Source organism: Clostridium yunnanense (assembly GCF_016595795.1).
GTDB classification, from domain to species: domain Bacteria; phylum Bacillota; class Clostridia; order Clostridiales; family Clostridiaceae; genus Clostridium_AR; species Clostridium_AR yunnanense.
This window is the reverse complement of the sequence record NZ_JAENHN010000037.1, coordinates 104,412-121,130: the sequence shown is the minus strand read 5'-3', so window position 1 is coordinate 121,130 and position 16,719 is coordinate 104,412. Positions and strand designations below refer to the sequence as shown.

The 16,719-nt window shown below is 31.7% G+C and carries 15 protein-coding genes, 1 pseudogene and 1 riboswitch; of the genes and pseudogenes, 13 read left to right on the top strand and 3 right to left on the bottom strand.

The window, feature by feature from the left end; translation table 11 throughout:
* Positions 1–4 precede the first annotated feature (4 nt).
* Positions 5–2,299, bottom strand: a complete 2,295-nt coding sequence (locus JHL18_RS11920; RefSeq protein ID WP_200269425.1) for a family 65 glycosyl hydrolase domain-containing protein — start codon at positions 2,297–2,299, stop codon at positions 5–7.
* A gap of 437 nt (positions 2,300–2,736) precedes the next feature.
* On the opposite strand from JHL18_RS11920, the gene JHL18_RS11915 reads away from it, so the two are divergent.
* On the top strand, positions 2,737–3,231 hold the full coding sequence (locus tag JHL18_RS11915; RefSeq protein WP_200269423.1) for a hypothetical protein: 495 nt from the start codon (positions 2,737–2,739) through the stop codon (positions 3,229–3,231).
* Between the two features lie 144 nt (positions 3,232–3,375).
* Here JHL18_RS11915 and JHL18_RS11910 read toward each other — a convergent pair whose 3' ends face one another.
* Entirely contained in the window at positions 3,376–4,122 is a 747-nt protein-coding gene (locus JHL18_RS11910) for a sulfite exporter TauE/SafE family protein (RefSeq protein ID WP_200269421.1), read from the bottom strand.
* Positions 4,123–4,237: 115 nt separating this feature from the next.
* Here JHL18_RS11910 and JHL18_RS11905 point away from each other — a divergent pair, with 115 nt between their 5' ends.
* The 7 genes from JHL18_RS11905 (at position 4,238) to rlmD (ending at position 11,131) form a co-directional block, all read left to right on the top strand.
* Positions 4,238–5,473: an MFS transporter gene (locus JHL18_RS11905; protein WP_200269419.1), complete on the top strand. Its 1,236-nt coding sequence runs from the start codon at positions 4,238–4,240 to the stop codon at positions 5,471–5,473.
* Between the two features lie 191 nt (positions 5,474–5,664).
* Positions 5,665–5,780: riboswitch (SAM riboswitch) on the top strand.
* 100 nt (positions 5,781–5,880) lie between these two features.
* On the top strand, positions 5,881–6,846 hold the full coding sequence (locus tag JHL18_RS11900) for a methionine ABC transporter ATP-binding protein (RefSeq protein WP_200269417.1): 966 nt from the start codon (positions 5,881–5,883) through the stop codon (positions 6,844–6,846).
* Positions 6,839–7,498, top strand: a complete 660-nt coding sequence (locus JHL18_RS11895) for a methionine ABC transporter permease (protein ID WP_200269415.1) — start codon at positions 6,839–6,841, stop codon at positions 7,496–7,498. The genes JHL18_RS11900 and JHL18_RS11895 overlap by 8 nt, the downstream gene beginning before the upstream one ends.
* A gap of 22 nt (positions 7,499–7,520) precedes the next feature.
* A complete protein-coding gene (locus JHL18_RS11890) occupies positions 7,521–8,327 on the top strand; it encodes a MetQ/NlpA family ABC transporter substrate-binding protein (RefSeq protein ID WP_200269413.1) in 807 nt (268 codons plus the stop codon).
* Between the two features lie 32 nt (positions 8,328–8,359).
* Complete coding sequence (locus JHL18_RS11885) at positions 8,360–9,190, top strand: MetQ/NlpA family ABC transporter substrate-binding protein (RefSeq protein ID WP_200269411.1); 831 nt, start codon at positions 8,360–8,362, stop codon at positions 9,188–9,190.
* A gap of 170 nt (positions 9,191–9,360) precedes the next feature.
* On the top strand, positions 9,361–9,762 hold the full coding sequence (locus JHL18_RS11880) for an RDD family protein (protein ID WP_200269409.1): 402 nt from the start codon (positions 9,361–9,363) through the stop codon (positions 9,760–9,762).
* Positions 9,763–9,775: 13 nt separating this feature from the next.
* Positions 9,776–11,131 (top strand): 23S rRNA (uracil(1939)-C(5))-methyltransferase RlmD, encoded by a 1,356-nt coding sequence (gene rlmD, locus JHL18_RS11875; protein WP_200269407.1) that lies wholly within the window; start codon positions 9,776–9,778, stop codon positions 11,129–11,131.
* Positions 11,132–11,203: 72 nt separating this feature from the next.
* On the opposite strand, the pseudogene JHL18_RS25930 reads toward rlmD, so the two are convergent.
* Positions 11,204–11,723: pseudogene (locus JHL18_RS25930) on the bottom strand (IS256 family transposase); the annotation flags it as partial.
* On the opposite strand from JHL18_RS25930, the gene JHL18_RS25925 reads away from it, so the two are divergent.
* The 5 genes from JHL18_RS25925 to JHL18_RS11840 all read left to right on the top strand — a co-directional run bounded on the left by JHL18_RS25925 (position 11,638) and on the right by JHL18_RS11840 (position 16,686).
* On the top strand, positions 11,638–11,868 hold the full coding sequence (locus JHL18_RS25925) for a hypothetical protein (protein ID WP_243277877.1): 231 nt from the start codon (positions 11,638–11,640) through the stop codon (positions 11,866–11,868). The pseudogene JHL18_RS25930 and the gene JHL18_RS25925 sit on opposite strands and share 86 nt — an antisense overlap.
* A 103-nt stretch (positions 11,869–11,971) precedes the next feature.
* The gene (locus JHL18_RS11855) at positions 11,972–12,178 is read left to right on the top strand and encodes a hypothetical protein (protein WP_200269403.1); all 207 of its coding nucleotides are present in this window, start codon (positions 11,972–11,974) and stop codon (positions 12,176–12,178) included.
* A gap of 2,441 nt (positions 12,179–14,619) precedes the next feature.
* Positions 14,620–15,270 (top strand): acylneuraminate cytidylyltransferase family protein, encoded by a 651-nt coding sequence (locus JHL18_RS11850; RefSeq protein WP_200269401.1) that lies wholly within the window; start codon positions 14,620–14,622, stop codon positions 15,268–15,270.
* 15 nt (positions 15,271–15,285) lie between these two features.
* Entirely contained in the window at positions 15,286–16,305 is a 1,020-nt protein-coding gene (locus JHL18_RS11845) for a beta/alpha barrel domain-containing protein (protein ID WP_200269399.1), read from the top strand.
* Between the two features lie 120 nt (positions 16,306–16,425).
* On the top strand, positions 16,426–16,686 hold the full coding sequence (locus JHL18_RS11840) for a phosphopantetheine-binding protein (protein ID WP_200269397.1): 261 nt from the start codon (positions 16,426–16,428) through the stop codon (positions 16,684–16,686).
* Positions 16,687–16,719 lie beyond the last annotated feature (33 nt).

Below are 16,719 nucleotides of genomic sequence, written 5' to 3'. Positions count from 1 at the left end.
TACTTTAAATAGTTACTGTTGAACCATTTAATTCATATTCTTTATCAAAAACTTTTATAGTTACATTTGAACCCTTTTCGTGACTTATGATAACATTATCTTTATTTACAGTAATGTTTAATAGGTTACCCCTAAACATTATTTTAAATGAGTATTCATCCCAAACTTCAGGAATAAATGGTGAGAAGTGAAGCATGTCATCTTTAACCTTCATTCCACCGAAGCCATATACTATAGACATCCAAGTACCAGCCATACTTGTTATATGAAGACCATCATCAGTATCATTGTTGTAGTTATCTAAATCAAGTCTAGAAGTTCTTAAATACATTTCATAAGTTTTATCATAATCTCCAATTTCAGCAGCTATAATAGAGTGAACACATGGAGATAGAGATGATTCATGTACAGTTCTTGGTTCATAAAAGGCAAAGTTCTTTTTCTTTGTTTCTAAGTCATATCTATCGTTTAAGAAGAATATGCCTTGAAGTACGTCAGCTTGTTTTATGAAGCAGCTTCTAAGAATTCTATCCCATGACCACTTTTGGTTTAATGGAAGATTTGCTGGATCTAAATCTTTTACTAAGATTTGTTCCTTATCCATGTAGTTATCTTGTTGTGCAAAAACACCTAGTTCTTCAATCATTGGGTAGTACATCTTTTCAGATACTTCTTTCATTTTAGCTAGTTCACAGTCAGTTATTCCAAGCTTTTCAACAAGTGCTTTATGCTCAGCTGGGTACTGGTCCTTTAGGAAATCATAAGTTTCTAAAGCATAACCTATGTTCCAAGCTGCCATAGTATTTGTGTACCAGTTGTTATTAACATTATTTTCATATTCATTTGGACCGGTAACACCAAGAATCATATACTTGTCCTTTTGAGGAACATAATTTGATCTTGAAACCCAGAATCTAGCTGTTTCAACAATTACGTCAAAACCATATTCAGCAAGATATTTCTTATCACCAGTGTATCTTACATAGTTGAAGATTCCGTAAGTGATAGCGGCATTTCTATGAATTTCTTCAAAGGTTATTTCCCATTCATTATGACATTCTTCACCTGTCATAGTTACCATTGGGTAAAGTGCTCCTTTAAGTCCAAGTTTAGCTGCATTTTCTTTAGCTTTATCTAATTGGTTATATCTATATATAAGTAGTTGTCTTGCAATCTTTTCATCAGCAGTACTTAGGTAGAATGGTATGCAGTAAGCTTCAGTATCCCAGTAAGTACTTCCTCCATACTTTTCACCAGTAAAGCCTTTTGGACCTATATTTAATCTTGAATCCTCACCGGTATAAGTTGCAGTCATGTGGAAGATATTAAATCTAATACCTTGTTGAGCTGCCACATCTCCCTTTATAACTATATCGCTTTCATTCCAGTGATTATGCCATTTTTCACTGTGATCTGCTAAAAGTTTTTCAAAACCAGAAACTTTAGCTCTTTCAACAGCGTCATAGGCTTTAGCTATAACAATTTCTTCTTCGTAGTATCTGTTACTTGTAACACCAATATATTTATATAATGTTGCAGTGCTATTTTTACTAACATTAACCGCAACGGTATTTTCTACGTATTTGCTTCTTTCAAAAACCTCAGGAGCTACTGTAACTTTGCTATTATTTACAAAAACGTCATAAGACATTGCAGCGGTTACATAATAGTTTGTTTTCTTAGTTTGCATTGTAACATCGCCATAGAATGCATCTGATTTTTGAGATATTTCATCCCAAAATACTTCATCATAGTTTGAATCTTCATTTACTATATTTCCATCAAGATATGGAGTGAATTCTATATTACCTTCATAATTTAGAGGAGTGACAGAGTAGGATATTGCTGCAATCTCTTTATCCTTTAAGCTTATGAATCTTTTTACTTCAATCTTTGTTTCTTTGCTATCATTAGAAACGGCAATAAAACTTCTTTCAAGAACACCATCTCTCATGTTAAGAGTTCTATAAAAGTCTTTGACATCTTTTAATTTAGCGATATCTAATGTTTCACCGTTTAACTTTACTCTTATACCTATATAATTCACTGAGTTTAAAACCTTTGCAAAGTATTCAGGATATCCATTTTTCCACCAGCCAACTCTAGTTTTATCTGGATAATATACGCCTGCAATATAACTACCTTGAAGAGAATCACCTGAGAAATCTTCTTCGAAATTTCCCCTCATACCCATGTAGCCGTTTCCTAAACTCATAAAACTCTCGTAGATTCTATTTTCTTCTGGATGAAATCCTTGTTCGATTATTTTCCACTGATCATGCAAAATATAATTTCTCATATTAATCCCCCATCTAAAATTTATTGAAGATATATCAGTTCAATTAGGCAAATACCTTTAAATAGCTCATTGCTAATGATGAAAGAACCTAAAGATATACATTTCCGTGAAGTGATATATTTAAAAACAACATGCAAGCGATTGCACAAAGTATTAAAAAAATATAAACCATGAATATGTTTACAATTATAATATATCATTTTATATTTATATAATCAATACGTGAGTTATAAAATATTTGCTATTGTAATAATTTCTAAATAGGATATAAAATTTATGTGATTTTTATAAAAGAAATTTCATGGGGATAAGAGTGTGTTAGAAGTTTTGTTGATTAATATTAAATAGCTCTAATCTTATAATACTTTTAAGATATTATTTCGTATATTATTATGATTGTAGATTATTCGAGATGTTGATTGAGAGGAAGTGAATGATTGAATAAGAAAAACTTAATTTTTATTATAATTATGGTTCTTATCATTGTAGGTGTTTATTATAACAATACCAGTGAAATATTTAAAATAGATAAGAGTAAGGTAAGTGAAATTACATATGCATATGAGATAGATAAGAATAAGATGGCAAGGTTTGAGGTAACAAACAATATTAATAAGGAAGATATAAACGAACTTATTAATTCTTTAAACAAAGGAGTACTAAAACCAGATAAAGAAAAGGTTGGTGGGTACACTAAGGAGCATATAGAAATATTGGTCTTGGGGGATAGGAGTTTTAGCGTATATAAACAGAAGGATGGTAGGTTTACTGCGATGTATTCATCAGATCCAGGATCCAATGATGAAAGAGACGAAAAGCAGATGACCATAGAATCTGACGTATTAGAAAAATATTTTGCTAAATTCAAAGAGACTTCAAAAGAATTAAAGCCTACAATGACTTGGGATATAAATGGGGAGGTTTTAGATTAATTAGTTTAATGGATATATAAAACCTCTCATTTTTTATATGAGAGGCTTTATATTAATTTGATTTGAAAAATATAGAGACTATAGATAATAGAAATCTTGTTACAATAAATAAAAAACAATTACTGGTAAAGCACAGTATTGAAATTAAATTGAAAGTAGCATCTTTACCGAAACTGCTAGTGACATTGTTACAAATATAGGTTTTATAAGCTTGGCACCTTTTTTAAGAGCTAGCTTCGAACCTATAAGTGCACCCAATATCATGAAAAATGCAACTAATATACCATAAGTATAATTAATTTTACCTTCTATAGCAAAAGTAATAAGTGATGCTATATTTGAAGTGAAATTTAAAATCTTTGAATTACCGTTAGCTTCAACAAAATCAAGCTTAAAGATTTTTATAAAGCCAAAGATTAAGAATGAACCAGTTCCTGGGCCAAAGAAGCCATCATAAAAACCTAAAGAAAATCCAAAGATAGTTCCAATTAAAATAAGATTTCTAGTCTTTCCTTTATAATGACTTTCAAGTCCTAAGTTCTTAGAAAACAACGAATATACTCCAACCATTAATATGAGTACCATTACTAATGGAGTAAGAAAGCTCTGATTGATGATTAGGACTGACTTAACCCCTAAAACTGCCCCGATGAAAGTAAAAGGTACTATGTACTTTAGTAAGGATAAATCTGCTTTTCCTTCTTTTATGAATCTAATAGATGAGGTAAAGGATGCGGTAGTAGAAGAAAACTTATTAGTACCAAGTGCTATATGCGGCGGTAATCCGAAAAGCATGTAAGCAGGTAGACTAATAAGTCCGCCTCCTCCAGCAATAGAGTCAACAAATGCTGCGATAAAACCTGAAATACAGAGTAAAATTAAACTAATCAATATAAATATCCCCCTTATGAACTATCCCTCAATTGAAAATACTATCACAGTTTGTAATAATTTTAAATATACGTTAAAAATATTTTATCGTGAGTAAGGGAAGAAGGGATAAGTAATGAATAAGAGGGGGAGGTTGACTCTTGGGGCATTAAAACATAGAGATTTTAGATTCTTTTTTATGGGATCAATAGTTTCGCTTATAGGAACCTGGATGCAAAATGCAGGACAATCTTGGCTTGTAGTAACCCTAACTGATTCTGCTCTTAAACTAAGTTTTGTAAGTGCACTGCAATTTACTCCGGTTTTGCTATTTTCATTATTTGCAGGTGCATTGATAGATAATTATCCAAAGAAGAAGATATTACTCATCACTCAAACTATAATGGGAGTATTAGCCTTTGTATTAACTTTTTTAGTGTTTACACATAAGATTCAATACTGGCATATACTCGTTCTAGCTGCTATTCTTGGGTGTTGCAATGCTGTAGACATGCCTGCGAGGCAATCTTTTATGATAGAACTTGTAGGAAAAGAAGATTTGATGAATGCTATAGCCTTAAATTCAACTGTGTTTAATGCAGCTAGAATGGTTGGACCAGCAGTAGCAGGAATAATGATTAAATTCTTTGGCTTTTTTATTTGCTTCTTATTAAACGCTGTTAGTTTTATACCTTTGGTGTATGGCATTTATATGATTTCTGCCAGCGGCGCACCAAAGCAAAATGCTGAGAAGAAAAATATGATAGTAGATATAAAAGAAGGACTGAAGTATGTATTCAATTCTAAAGAAATATTATTTACAATATTATTAGTATTTTTTGTATCCACCTTTGCTATGAATTATAGTGTATTAATACCGTTACTAGCAAAGCAAGTTCTGAATATGGACTCTGATGGGTATGGATATCTTATGTCGGCAATGGGACTTGGATCAATGATTTCTGCCTTTACTGTTGCAACTAGAAGTAGAGGACCTAAGAGAAAGTTGATGTTTTTTGCAGGTGCTGTGATATCTATAATGTTAGTACTTATAGGAGTATTTAAAGATTATGGAGTTTCTATAGTAACATTATTTATTGCAGGGGTCTTTAATGTATTGTTTTCAACCACTGCAAATTCTACAATTCAATTAAAATCTAAAAATGAATTTAGAGGAAGAGTAATGAGTGTTTATGCAATGGTATTTGCAGGGGCGACTCCACTAGGAAGTTTGTTTGAAGGTGCAATATCCAAATGGTTAAGTATAACGGATGCCTTTATAATATCAGGAATAGTTACTATAGTTATAGGATTTATTATATATAAATTAGTTATGAAACAAGAAAAGTTAGATAAAAGTCTAGTTAGTTAATATCCACAGGCTTCCAATAGGAATACTAATAAATAAATAATAAATAACAAAGTAATGTAAAAGGTTTCTTTGATAAATTGTTAATAATGTTCATAAGTTAATAATATATTCTTAATAATTTAAAAAACTATTGATTTAATTCGGAAAAAATATTATAGTTGTATCAATGGAAAACAAATTAAATATTATCGTTCTTATCTAGAGAGGTGGAGGGACTGGCCCGATGAAGCCCGGCAACCGGTATATGTTCATTTACATATACAAAGGTGCCAATTCCTGCGACGCATTTTGCGTTGAGAGATGAGAGTAAATTCAGGGTCTATATCGCCGGAGTTTATTCTCGGGCGTTTTTTGTTCTGTTTTTATGATAATAATTATTGTTTAATAATCAATTTAGGGGGATTTGTATGATAAAAATTGAAGGTGTAAGTAAAAGTTTCAATGATATACAAGTTCTTAAAGACATTAATCTAGATATCAAAGAGGGCGAAATATTTGGATTGGTTGGCCATAGTGGGGCAGGAAAGTCAACCTTGCTTAGATGTCTGAACGGACTTGAGTCCTATAATGCAGGAAGTGTTACTGTTGGTGGACAAGAAGTGAAAGACCTTAAGGGTAAGGAAATGAGAAGTTTTAGAAAAGATCTAGGAATGATATTCCAACACTTTTCTCTTCTAGAAAGAAAAAATGTGTATGACAATATAGCTTTACCGATGGAATGTTGGGGCATACCAAAGGCTAAAGTAAAAGCTAGAGTAGATGAACTTCTAAAAATAGTAGGACTAGAAGATAAAGCAAAAAGTAAGCCGAGACAACTGAGTGGTGGACAAAAGCAGAGAGTAGCAATTGCGAGAGCTTTAGCACTTGAACCAAAGATTCTTCTTTGTGATGAAGCTACTTCAGCGCTTGATCCAAAAACAACTAAATCAATATTATCACTTTTAAGAGAGATAAATGAAAAACTTGGGATAACTATAGTTGTAGTTACACATCAGATGGAAGTAGTTAAAGAAGTGTGCCAAAGAGTAGCAATACTTGAAGGCGGAGAAGTTCTTGAAGTTGGAAATGTTGAAGAACTTTTCTTAAGACACACTAAAGCTTTAAAAAATCTTCTTGGGGAAGAAGAGATTCTACCAGCTAAGGGTGTAAATATAAAGATATTATTCCCTAAGGATAACTCACATCAAAGTATAATAACCTCAATGGCAAGAGAGCTAGACATCGATTTTTCAATAGTTTGGGGTAAACTTGAAAGATTCAGAGATGATGTACTGGGATCATTAGTTATTAATGTAAGCAAAGCTCAAGAACAAGACATTATAAACTATTTAGATTCTAAGCATGTTGGATGGGAGGTTACTATAAATGAGTGATAATTTTAGTCAGTTTTTCAATCTAGTTTTGGTACCAGCGTTAGGAAAGACACTATATATGGTGATAATATCAACTATTATTGCAAGTATATTAGGTTTTATACTAGCCATTGTACTTATAGTAACTGATAAGAATGGTTTAAAGCCAAACAAAGTAATATACAGTATACTTGATTTTATAATCAATATATTTAGAAGTTTTCCGTTCATCATATTAATAGTTGCTATCATACCTCTTACGAGATTTATAGTAGGTAAGAGTATAGGTGAAACAGCAGCTCTAGTTCCTTTAACAATAGGGGCAGCACCATTTATAGCAAGAGTTATAGAAGGTGCTTTAAAGGAAGTAGACAAGGGCTTAATTGAAGCTGCTAAGTCTTTCGGAGCTTCAGATATGCAGATAATATTTAAGGTTATGGTTAAAGAAGCGTTACCTTCTATTATATCAGGTATAACACTTTCAATAATTTCAATCCTTGGATATTCTGCAATGGCAGGAGCACTTGGGGCCGGTGGACTTGGTGCAGTAGCACTAACTTATGGATATCAAAGATTTGATAATCAAGTAATGTTCTACACTGTAGTTACCTTGATAATACTGGTTCAGATACTTCAGTCTATAGGTAATCTTGCTTATAAGAAGTTAAGATAAGCATAAAAAGGGGGCATAAAATATGAAAAAAATATTAACACTAGTTTTAACAGCGGCTTTGGCACTTTCTATAACTGGATGTGGAAAAAAGGAAGAGACGGTTAAGAAAGATTATAAGACAAATATAGTAGTTGGGGCTACTCTTAAGCCAGCAGGTGAGATACTAAATTACCTAAAAAGTGATTTTGAAGCAAGAGGTTATAAACTTGAGGTTAAAATATTTGATGATTACGTAGCACCAAATACAGCTTTAGAAGAAGGTTCAGTAGATGCAAATTTATTTCAACATGAACCATACTTGTTAAAGTTTAATGAGGATCATAAAACAAATTTAGTAACAGTAAAAAAGGTTTATCTTCCACCGCTTGGGGCGTATTCAAAGAAGATAAAAGATATAAAAGAATTAAAGGATAAAGCTGTGGTAGCAGTTCCTGCAGATGCTACAAATGAATCGAGAGCGTTGAAGCTTTTAGAGGCACAAGGATTGTTTAAACTTAACAAGAAAGATCTTGTTACAAAAGTTGACATAGCTGAAAATCCAAAGAATATAGAAATCCAAGAAGTAGATGCAGCTCAGCTTCCAAGAGTACTTCAAGATGTTGATGTTGCTATAATAAATGCAAGCTTTGCATTACCAGCAGGACTTAATCCTAAAAAAGATACTTTATTCTCAGAACCAAAGGATTCACCATATGCAAACATACTTGCAACTAAAAAAGGTAATGAAAATGCAAAATGGATTAAGGATTTAACAGAAGTTCTTACTTCAGACAAAGCTAAGAAATATATAGAAGAACAATACAAAGGAAGTATAATTCCAGTATTCTAACAAAAAAATTAAATGATGGAGGGAAAAATATTATGAAATTTAAGAAGTTTTTATCATTAGGTTTAGCGCTAGCACTTGCAGGTTCATTAGTAGCTTGTGGAGCTAAAAAGGATTCAGGAACAACTGGTTCATCAGATACAAAGAAAGAGGATAAGGTTATAACAGTTGGAGCATCACCTTCTCCACATGCAGAAATACTAGAAAAAGTAGTAAAGCCATTACTTCAAAAAGAAGGATATACTTTAAATATTAAAGTATTTGATGACTATGTATTACCAAACACAGCTTTAGATGAAGGATCAATAGATGCAAACTACTTCCAACACGTTCCTTATTTAAATGAAACAATAAAGGAAAAAGGATATAATCTTACTTACACAGTTAAAGTTCATATAGAACCAATCAGAGCTTACTCAGACAAATTAACTAAATTGGCTGATATAAAAGATGGAGCACAGGTTGCAGTTCCAAATGACGCTACAAATGAAGCAAGAGCTTTAAAACTACTTGAAAAGAATGGTCTTATAAAGTTAAAAGCTGGCGATTTAGTAACAGTTAAGGATATTACTGAAAACACTAAGAAGCTTAAGTTTACTGAAGCTGAAGCAGCTCAGTTACCAACAGTATTAAAAGATGTTGATGTTGCTGTTATAAACACAAATGTTGCATTAGCTGCAAAGCTTGATGTTAAAAAGGCTCTAGCTGTAGAAGATAAGGATTCACCATATGCAAACATTTTAGCAGTTAAAAAAGGTAACGAAAACAGTGATAAAGTAAAAGCGTTAAGCAAAGCTTTAAACTCACCAGAAGTTAAGAAATATATTGAAGACACATACAAAGGAAGCATAGTTGCAGCTTTCTAATAGCTATTAATATAATGTAAGATTTAATTTAAGCCTCTGCTTTGTCAGAGGCTTTTTACCGTAATTACTACAAATTTTTAATTTACAGATTTACCTTAATGTAGTATATTAAAAGAATGGTAAAAAGGAGTCATCTATGAAAATACACATAAATTATTGGAGGTATGATCATGCTAGATAAAGAAAATATTAATGAGAACGAACAAAAGGAAGAGGTAAATACAGTAGGAGAAGATAACAGCACAGCACAAGATGAAGCTGTTATTGAACAGTCTACAGAGGATATAGTAGTTAGAGAAGAAAAAGCTGATGAAAAACCACAAAAAGGTGATAAGGCAAATTTCTTTGTAAGATTCGTAGGAAATTTAATGGATCAAACTGTGGCATTAGCACTAGCTTTAGTATTATATTTTATATTTGAAAAGTGTTTGCCAGCATTAGGTTACGAAGTGGTAGACAAAGTAGGAATATTCTTAATTATGTATATAGTATCAAATGTATTATGTACATCTATTATTGAAAGTACAAAGCTTGGAACAACATTCGGAAAGAAGCTTTTAAGAATAAAGTAGACAGGAGTAACATATGAAAAAAGGCAATGAAATAGAGTTACTAATAGAAGATATGGAATTTCCTTCCCAAGGAATAGGTTATAAAGACGATTTAAAAATATACGTTAAAAATGCTTTTCCAGGACAAAAGATCAGAGGAAAGGTAACTAAAAAGAAAGCTGACTATGCTGAACTTAAATTATTAAAGGTGGTAGAAGCTGCTGATTATGAATTAGAGCAAAAATGCCCACACTATGCTTTTTGTGGTGGATGTTCTTCGCAAAACATACCATATGAAAAGCAACTTGAATTTAAAAAGAACCAAGTGTTGAACCTTTTCAAGGGAAACAGTGTAGATACAGGTGAATTTTTAGGTATAGAAAATAGTCCTATTCAGTGGGAATATAGAAACAAAATGGAGTTCACCTTTGGAGATATGGAAAAGGGTGGAGACCTAACTCTTGGAATGCACATGAAAGGTAGATCTTTTGGGATTGTAACTGTTGATCAGTGCCACCTTGTGGATGAAGATTATAGAAAAATTCTAGATACTACAGTTGAATTTTTTAAGAAAGATCAGCTTCCACATTATAAGATAATGGCAAGAGAAGGTTTCTTAAGAAACTTAATAGTGAGAAAGACAAAACACAATGATGAGATATTAATAAATATAGTTACTACCACTCAAATAAACTATGATTTTAAGCCTTGGGTGGAAGCAATTTTTAGTTCAGGTATTGAAGGAAATATAAAAGGTATAATACATACAGAAAATGATTCCTTATCTGAAGCTGTTATAGCTGATAAAGTAAATATATTATACGGAGTTGATTTTATAACTGAAGAGCTTTTAGGGCTTAAGTTTAAGATATCTCCATTCTCATTCTTTCAAACTAACTCATTAGGTGCAGCAAAGCTTTATGGCATAGTACGTGACTTTATGGGCGACACTGCTGATAACAAGGTTGTCTTTGACTTGTATTGTGGTACAGGAACAATAGGTCAGATAGCCGCTGGAAAAGCTAAGAAGGTTATTGGAGTAGAGCTTATTGAAGAAGCAGTAGTAGCTGCTAACGAAAATGCAAAGCTTAACGGACTTGATAACTGCACATTTATAGCTGGAGATGTAGCAAAGGTTATAAATACAATAAAGGATAAACCAGACATAATAATATTAGACCCACCAAGAAGTGGAGTACACCCTGTAGCTATGAACTACGTAATTAAGTTCGATGCTAAGGATATTATATATGTAAGCTGTAATCCAAAGACTTTAGTTACAGACCTACAAGTATTAGAGGCAGCAGGATATAAGACAGAGAAGACTTTGCTTATGGATATGTTCCCTAATACTCCTCATGTTGAGACAGTGGTTAAGCTAAGTAAGTAAATATTATAAAAAGGTGAGAACGTCCGCTGGTTTGTGTAAATTAGTTTAGATGAATTGTTATTTATTTGGAAATCACCATAGGATAAAAATTCCTATGGTGATTTTTGTATTTTGGTTTGGAGAAGTTCACTTTACTCATTATTTGCTCAGTAGCTAAATATAGCGCTTTTCTAATCGCATCATCGGTAGGAAATGAGGTTCTTACTTTAGTAACTTTTCTTAGCTGTCTGTTAAAACATTCTAAAGTATTTGTAGTGTATATTATTGGTCTAATCTCCTGAGGAAAATCAAAGTATGTAGATAAGTTATCTCAATTATTATTCTATGGATTTATCACAATTTGATACTTATTTTCCCAGGTGTTTTGTAAGTCTTTCAGGGCGACTAGTGTAGCTTCTTTAGTAACCGACTTATATATTAGCTTTAGGTCACTGATGAATTGTATACTATCTTTAGAAGTTACGTATTTTATGGAGTTCCTTATTTGATGAACTATACAAGTTTGTATGTTGACATCATGGAAAATTGCTTTTATAGCATCGGGTAGGCCTTTTAGACCATCCATACAGGCGATAATTATGCCTTTTACACCTATTGACAATGGTTCTTTTGTTGAAAGTCTTTTTAAAAGTGTAATCAAAAATCATGGAGCAGCAGAAAGTGCAAAAGACCCATTAGCTACAAAAAAGAGCGGAAAGAGCTGCTTTAGATGGAGAGAGAATACTGGGTTCAGATAGACCAAAACGGCGAAACAGTTTGACTAATGAGAATAACTATTATGCCAGTATCAAAAAATGATGAAGCTTTTAATAAGGTATGCAGAAAGCACTTTTGATAATTTTGGCACCGTTAATAGCGGTGCTTTTAATTTTGTCCTTTTTAGTTTATATACTGACTAATCCTTTTCAGGCGATATCTTCCTTTTTTATAGGTAATGAATTAAATTATCTTCAAGAAATCGTAAGTAGTTATAGCTATGAGCAACTTGTAAATCCAAATTATGAAAGCTATATAGAGAGCAGTAGGCTTTTCGGCAGTTGCCTTTAAAGATGGTAAAACGGAAGGTGTTTATTATAATCAAGCAAATTCAATATGAAAAAGTATACCTAATGGAGAAACAGGAACTATAGGTAGAAGTGGTTGTGGATCAACTTCACTTTCAATAGTAGTTTCTAGGAAATCATTTTGGGTTAGAGGTTGAAGAAGCTAAGTCTAGTGAAACTCAAAAATTATTAGATGTTCTTTCGTAGGGAAACCTTAGCATTCTAATTATGACAAAAGGACATTTTATAAGTTCAGGGAATTTTGTGGCTCTAAGAGGAGTAACACAAGGTGGAAAAATATTAGTTGCTACCATGTAAGCAGAAAAATTTGTTAATGTAATTTTTGCCGAAGGACTTTGGATAGAAAATGATCTTATACAAAAATTACTTGAAACAAAAATTTATAACATAATAACAGCAAAAACAGCTTTAAAAATAAAAGACCAGGTATTGAGGTATTAGTGAACAGGGGGTCTCAACTGGAAACTACAAGAATTCTGAAGGTATAAACAGTTTTTAAAAATATATTTTCAAGCTAAAAGATAAAAAACAAACACTATTTTTAAATTTTTCAACATGAATAGAAAAAATAAAAAAATTCATAAAGGTGTATATAATAAGATATTTTTTCAAATTTACCCATAATATTTTTGGTATAAAAGTAAATAACAGTATATTAGGAGATAACATAGTAGATTGTGTTATAGAGCTTTGATAACGAGAGAATGTTGATTATAAAGGTGTTTATAAATTAAGAATATAAAGCGGAACGAAAGGGATTATGAGTTATTTTATATAAATATGCTTTTTTATATAAGTTATGAGTAGAAGTTAAGGTACATAACAAAGGAAAGTAAATACTGTTAAAATACAGGTGATTAATTGAAGAGATTTCATATTTTATTATCATTAATTTTACTAACTTTTTATTATTCAATAAGGCAATTCACCTCAAGATGTTGAATATTTAAGTATCTCCCGAAATACACAGTAAAGAGAAGTGAATACTTAGGTATATTCGGCAATAATGTTTGTTTTCTTTGAAGAAATAATAAAACTTGATTCGAATTAATTCTTGCTCAACTAGATTTTTTAAATGTATTATTGTGATTTTAAAAGATTTATGACTATGTTACTCACGATGTTAAAGCACAACCAGGTATAGATTATAATCCAAGGGCGTAGTATGCTCCAACAGAAGGATTTAATGATAAGTTTGAACCCATCCCAATGGGATACTCTTTAACTTACTGGGAGAAAGATGATGACTATCTTAAGATTCGGTGTCCCCACGCGACCGATAAGATTAATTGTCGAATTGGAACAGAGCATTGAAGCAGTTCAAATTATGAATTTTGACTAAAGATAAAATATAAAGAAAATAATAGACATTACGCTTATTCCTTTAGGAGCAGCGAAGCTTGACAAAAGTTATATAATCAACGAACCTCTATCGAGAGGTGGAGCTCAAGATTAAAAGAGTTTTTTAACGCTAATAATCTGTGATCACCAGCTAGTAGAAAAGCTAAAGTTGTAGATATACTAAACTGTATGGCTATAGTAGCTGGAACTATTGCTGTTAATAAAAAGTCTGACGATTTAAACCTAAAGCAAGTAGGATAAATTTATTAGTTTTAAAAGTTACCCACAGGTATGTTAGTACTCTAGCTTTGCTATTCTCTTTTTAAATACAAAATAGTATGATTTTGATATTGTTATATAATTTTTTAATTATTAAAAAACTTCTTAGTTTATAGTAATTTAAGAGGTTCTAAAATGCTAAGTATATTTAGGGACGGTGACAGTAAATAAATCGAAAACATAAACCATAAGCCTTGTATGTTGAAGGTAATAATTTTATTGGTTAATTATTATGAGGTTTAGTAAATTATAAGAGTCAATTTCACCACGGGGGTATTTTCACTGGAAAATTACAAAAAGCAAATTACTATAAACTCTTAGGATAACTATTGTCGAAATAAGAATTTAAGTAGTATTACGATTTATCTATAAATTTACATATTATTTTATAATTATTCACAAATTATAAAATAATGACACAAAAATAATTGACATGACTAGATTATATATATATAATTTCAATATAAGTAATATTATGGAATTAAAGGATGCAAATGAGAAGTATAATAATGATGTGCGAGAATAGCTATGATACAACAGAAAAGTCATTTAAGTGGCTATATAAGGGTTTAAGGAAGATGTTATCCAAGGAAAAGTATACAAAATCATTAGTTGATAATGATATTTTTTGTATTCCGAAACTATTGTATGTCGGGAAGTGAAGATAAAATATCGAAATTAGTGGAGGTGTACTATTGCATATGAAATATCCCCTAGGAGCTAGTGAAAAGCTTTCTGGTTATTTAATTTCATAGTTTTTTTGAAAAAAGCTGAGTTCTTAGATAAAACTAATAGGAGGATTTTATGAAAACTGTTGCTTTTGTTCCCATTAAACTGAAAAACGAGCGTTATCCAGGAAAAAACACACAAAAGTTTTATGATGGCAAGCCATTGATAAGCTTTATTCTAGAGTCAGTTCGAAGGATTAGTTGCTTAAGTGAGATATATGTTTATTGTAGTCAAGATGAAATATCAGATTATCTACTACCTGGAATCCGTTATCTTAAAAGACCTGATTTTCTGGACTTACCTACTGCTACTCCGCAAGACATAATCAGTGAGTTCATGAAACAAGTAGATGCAGATATTTATATGGTTTCCCACGCAACATCTCCATTTGTAACTGTTGAGCATTTAGAGGAGTGTATCAAAGCTGTTATGAACGAAGGATATGATTCGGCTTTTACCGGAAAGAAGATTCAAAGCTTGTTATGGACAGATAAACTTGAGCCACTCAATTTTGATCCTAGTAATATTCCTAGGACTCAAGAACTTAAGCCTTTGTATGCTGAAGTATCCGCAGCATATGTTTTTACTCGAGATATCTTTGAAAAAACTAAATGTAGAACTGGTGGAAAAACAAAAATAATTGAGGTCTCGGATATTGAATGTATAGATATAGATTATTACGATAGCTTTTTAATTGCAGATGCAGTTTACCATTATAAAAGATAAAGAGATGATATAAATATGAAGCATGTTAGAATTTTAGATTGTACTCTTCGAGATGGTGCTTATTTAGTTGACAAGTATTTTGGAGAATCAGCAATACAAGGTATTATCAATGGATTAGTAAATTGTCAAATTGACATTGTGGAAATAGGTTTTTTACAAAATGAAGGAGGTGGGACAGGCTATACTGTATTCGCTAATGCGAAAGAAGCAATGAGGTTTATCCCAAAAGAAAGGCTTAATACGGAATTCACAGTATTAGCAGATTATAGTCGGTATTCCACCGAGAATCTCGAACCGAATAATGGCAAGTCCTTTGACTCCATAAGGGTCACTTTCTTTAAAGATGAAAAAGATAAGGTAATGCCTTTCTTGCGTGATATTATCAAAAAAGGCTATAAGCTTTATGTACAACCAGTAGATATTTTAGGGTACTCAGATCGAGAAATTATTGAGCTTGTGCGCATGATTAACAATATGTCAGTATTTTGTTTCTCTATTGTGGATACATATGGATCTATGGATGTTTCTGATTTGCAAAGAGTATATAATTTGATTAATGGTGCCTTAAGAAAAGATATTAATTTAGGGTTTCATTCACACAACAATTTACAGATGTCTTTTGCTCTATCACAAGTATTGGTTAATCTCTCATCTGGAGAGAGAAATGTAATTATTGATACGACCCTTTCAGGTATGGGACGTGGAGCAGGAAATACGCCAACAGAGCTAATGATACAGTATCTGTCCAAGATGGGTCAGGAAAAGCATTATAATTTGGATATGATATTGGATACCATAGATCGTTATATTGAAACGATACGAAAAGATATTTTCTGGGGTTACTCAATTCCATTTTTTATTGCAGGTATTCATGGTGGTCATGTAAATAATGTGAATTACTTATTAAAAAAGAAAAGCGTGTCTTTTAAAGACATTCATCATGTGATAAAACAAATGCCTCAATTGGAGAGAAAAAGATATTATTATGAAAAATTAGAGAAAATCTATCAGCAGTGTATTACTGATAATTCATGATTATATTTTTAGATAAAGATGTGCATTTCCTCAGGCTAACCTTTGAGGAAATTCATTGCTTATTCTTAAAAGAATTATATCGCAAGTGTAAGTTATTTTTAATGAATGGAGGAGAAGAATATGTTTGAAATGGAAAAGTCAAATGAGATTTTTATAGGAGTCTTGAGAAATCTCAGGCAGTGTGACATGACGGATGATGAATTGTTAAATTGCGAAAACTTAAACAATGTTGGCTTTGATTCTGTGGATCTGATGCATCTTGCTGTTGCTTGTGAGGATGCATTTGGGATATCTATTGACGACGAATATCTAACATATGACATATTAAACAGCTGCCAAGAACTTATCAAAGTTGTCAAAATGAAAATCAATAAAAAATAGTTATAAAATACAGCTTTATGGTAGGAGTATGTT

Excerpts from the sequence above, each read along its gene's own strand:
- JHL18_RS11920 (WP_200269425.1), bottom strand. The coding sequence starts at position 2,299 with ATGAGAAATTATATTTTGCATGATCAGTGGAAAATAATCGAACAAGGA.
- JHL18_RS11905 (WP_200269419.1), top strand. The coding sequence starts at position 4,238 with ATGAATAAGAGGGGGAGGTTGACTCTTGGGGCATTAAAACATAGAGAT.
- JHL18_RS11900 (WP_200269417.1), top strand. The coding sequence starts at position 5,881 with ATGATAAAAATTGAAGGTGTAAGTAAAAGTTTCAATGATATACAAGTT.
- JHL18_RS11895 (WP_200269415.1), top strand. The coding sequence starts at position 6,839 with ATGAGTGATAATTTTAGTCAGTTTTTCAATCTAGTTTTGGTACCAGCG.
- JHL18_RS11890 (WP_200269413.1), top strand. The coding sequence starts at position 7,521 with ATGAAAAAAATATTAACACTAGTTTTAACAGCGGCTTTGGCACTTTCT.
- JHL18_RS11885 (WP_200269411.1), top strand. The coding sequence starts at position 8,360 with ATGAAATTTAAGAAGTTTTTATCATTAGGTTTAGCGCTAGCACTTGCA.
- JHL18_RS11880 (WP_200269409.1), top strand. The coding sequence starts at position 9,361 with ATGCTAGATAAAGAAAATATTAATGAGAACGAACAAAAGGAAGAGGTA.
- rlmD (WP_200269407.1), top strand. The coding sequence starts at position 9,776 with ATGAAAAAAGGCAATGAAATAGAGTTACTAATAGAAGATATGGAATTT.
- JHL18_RS25925 (WP_243277877.1), top strand. The coding sequence starts at position 11,638 with ATGTTGACATCATGGAAAATTGCTTTTATAGCATCGGGTAGGCCTTTT.
- JHL18_RS11850 (WP_200269401.1), top strand. The coding sequence starts at position 14,620 with ATGAAAACTGTTGCTTTTGTTCCCATTAAACTGAAAAACGAGCGTTAT.
- JHL18_RS11845 (WP_200269399.1), top strand. The coding sequence starts at position 15,286 with ATGAAGCATGTTAGAATTTTAGATTGTACTCTTCGAGATGGTGCTTAT.
- JHL18_RS11840 (WP_200269397.1), top strand. The coding sequence starts at position 16,426 with ATGTTTGAAATGGAAAAGTCAAATGAGATTTTTATAGGAGTCTTGAGA.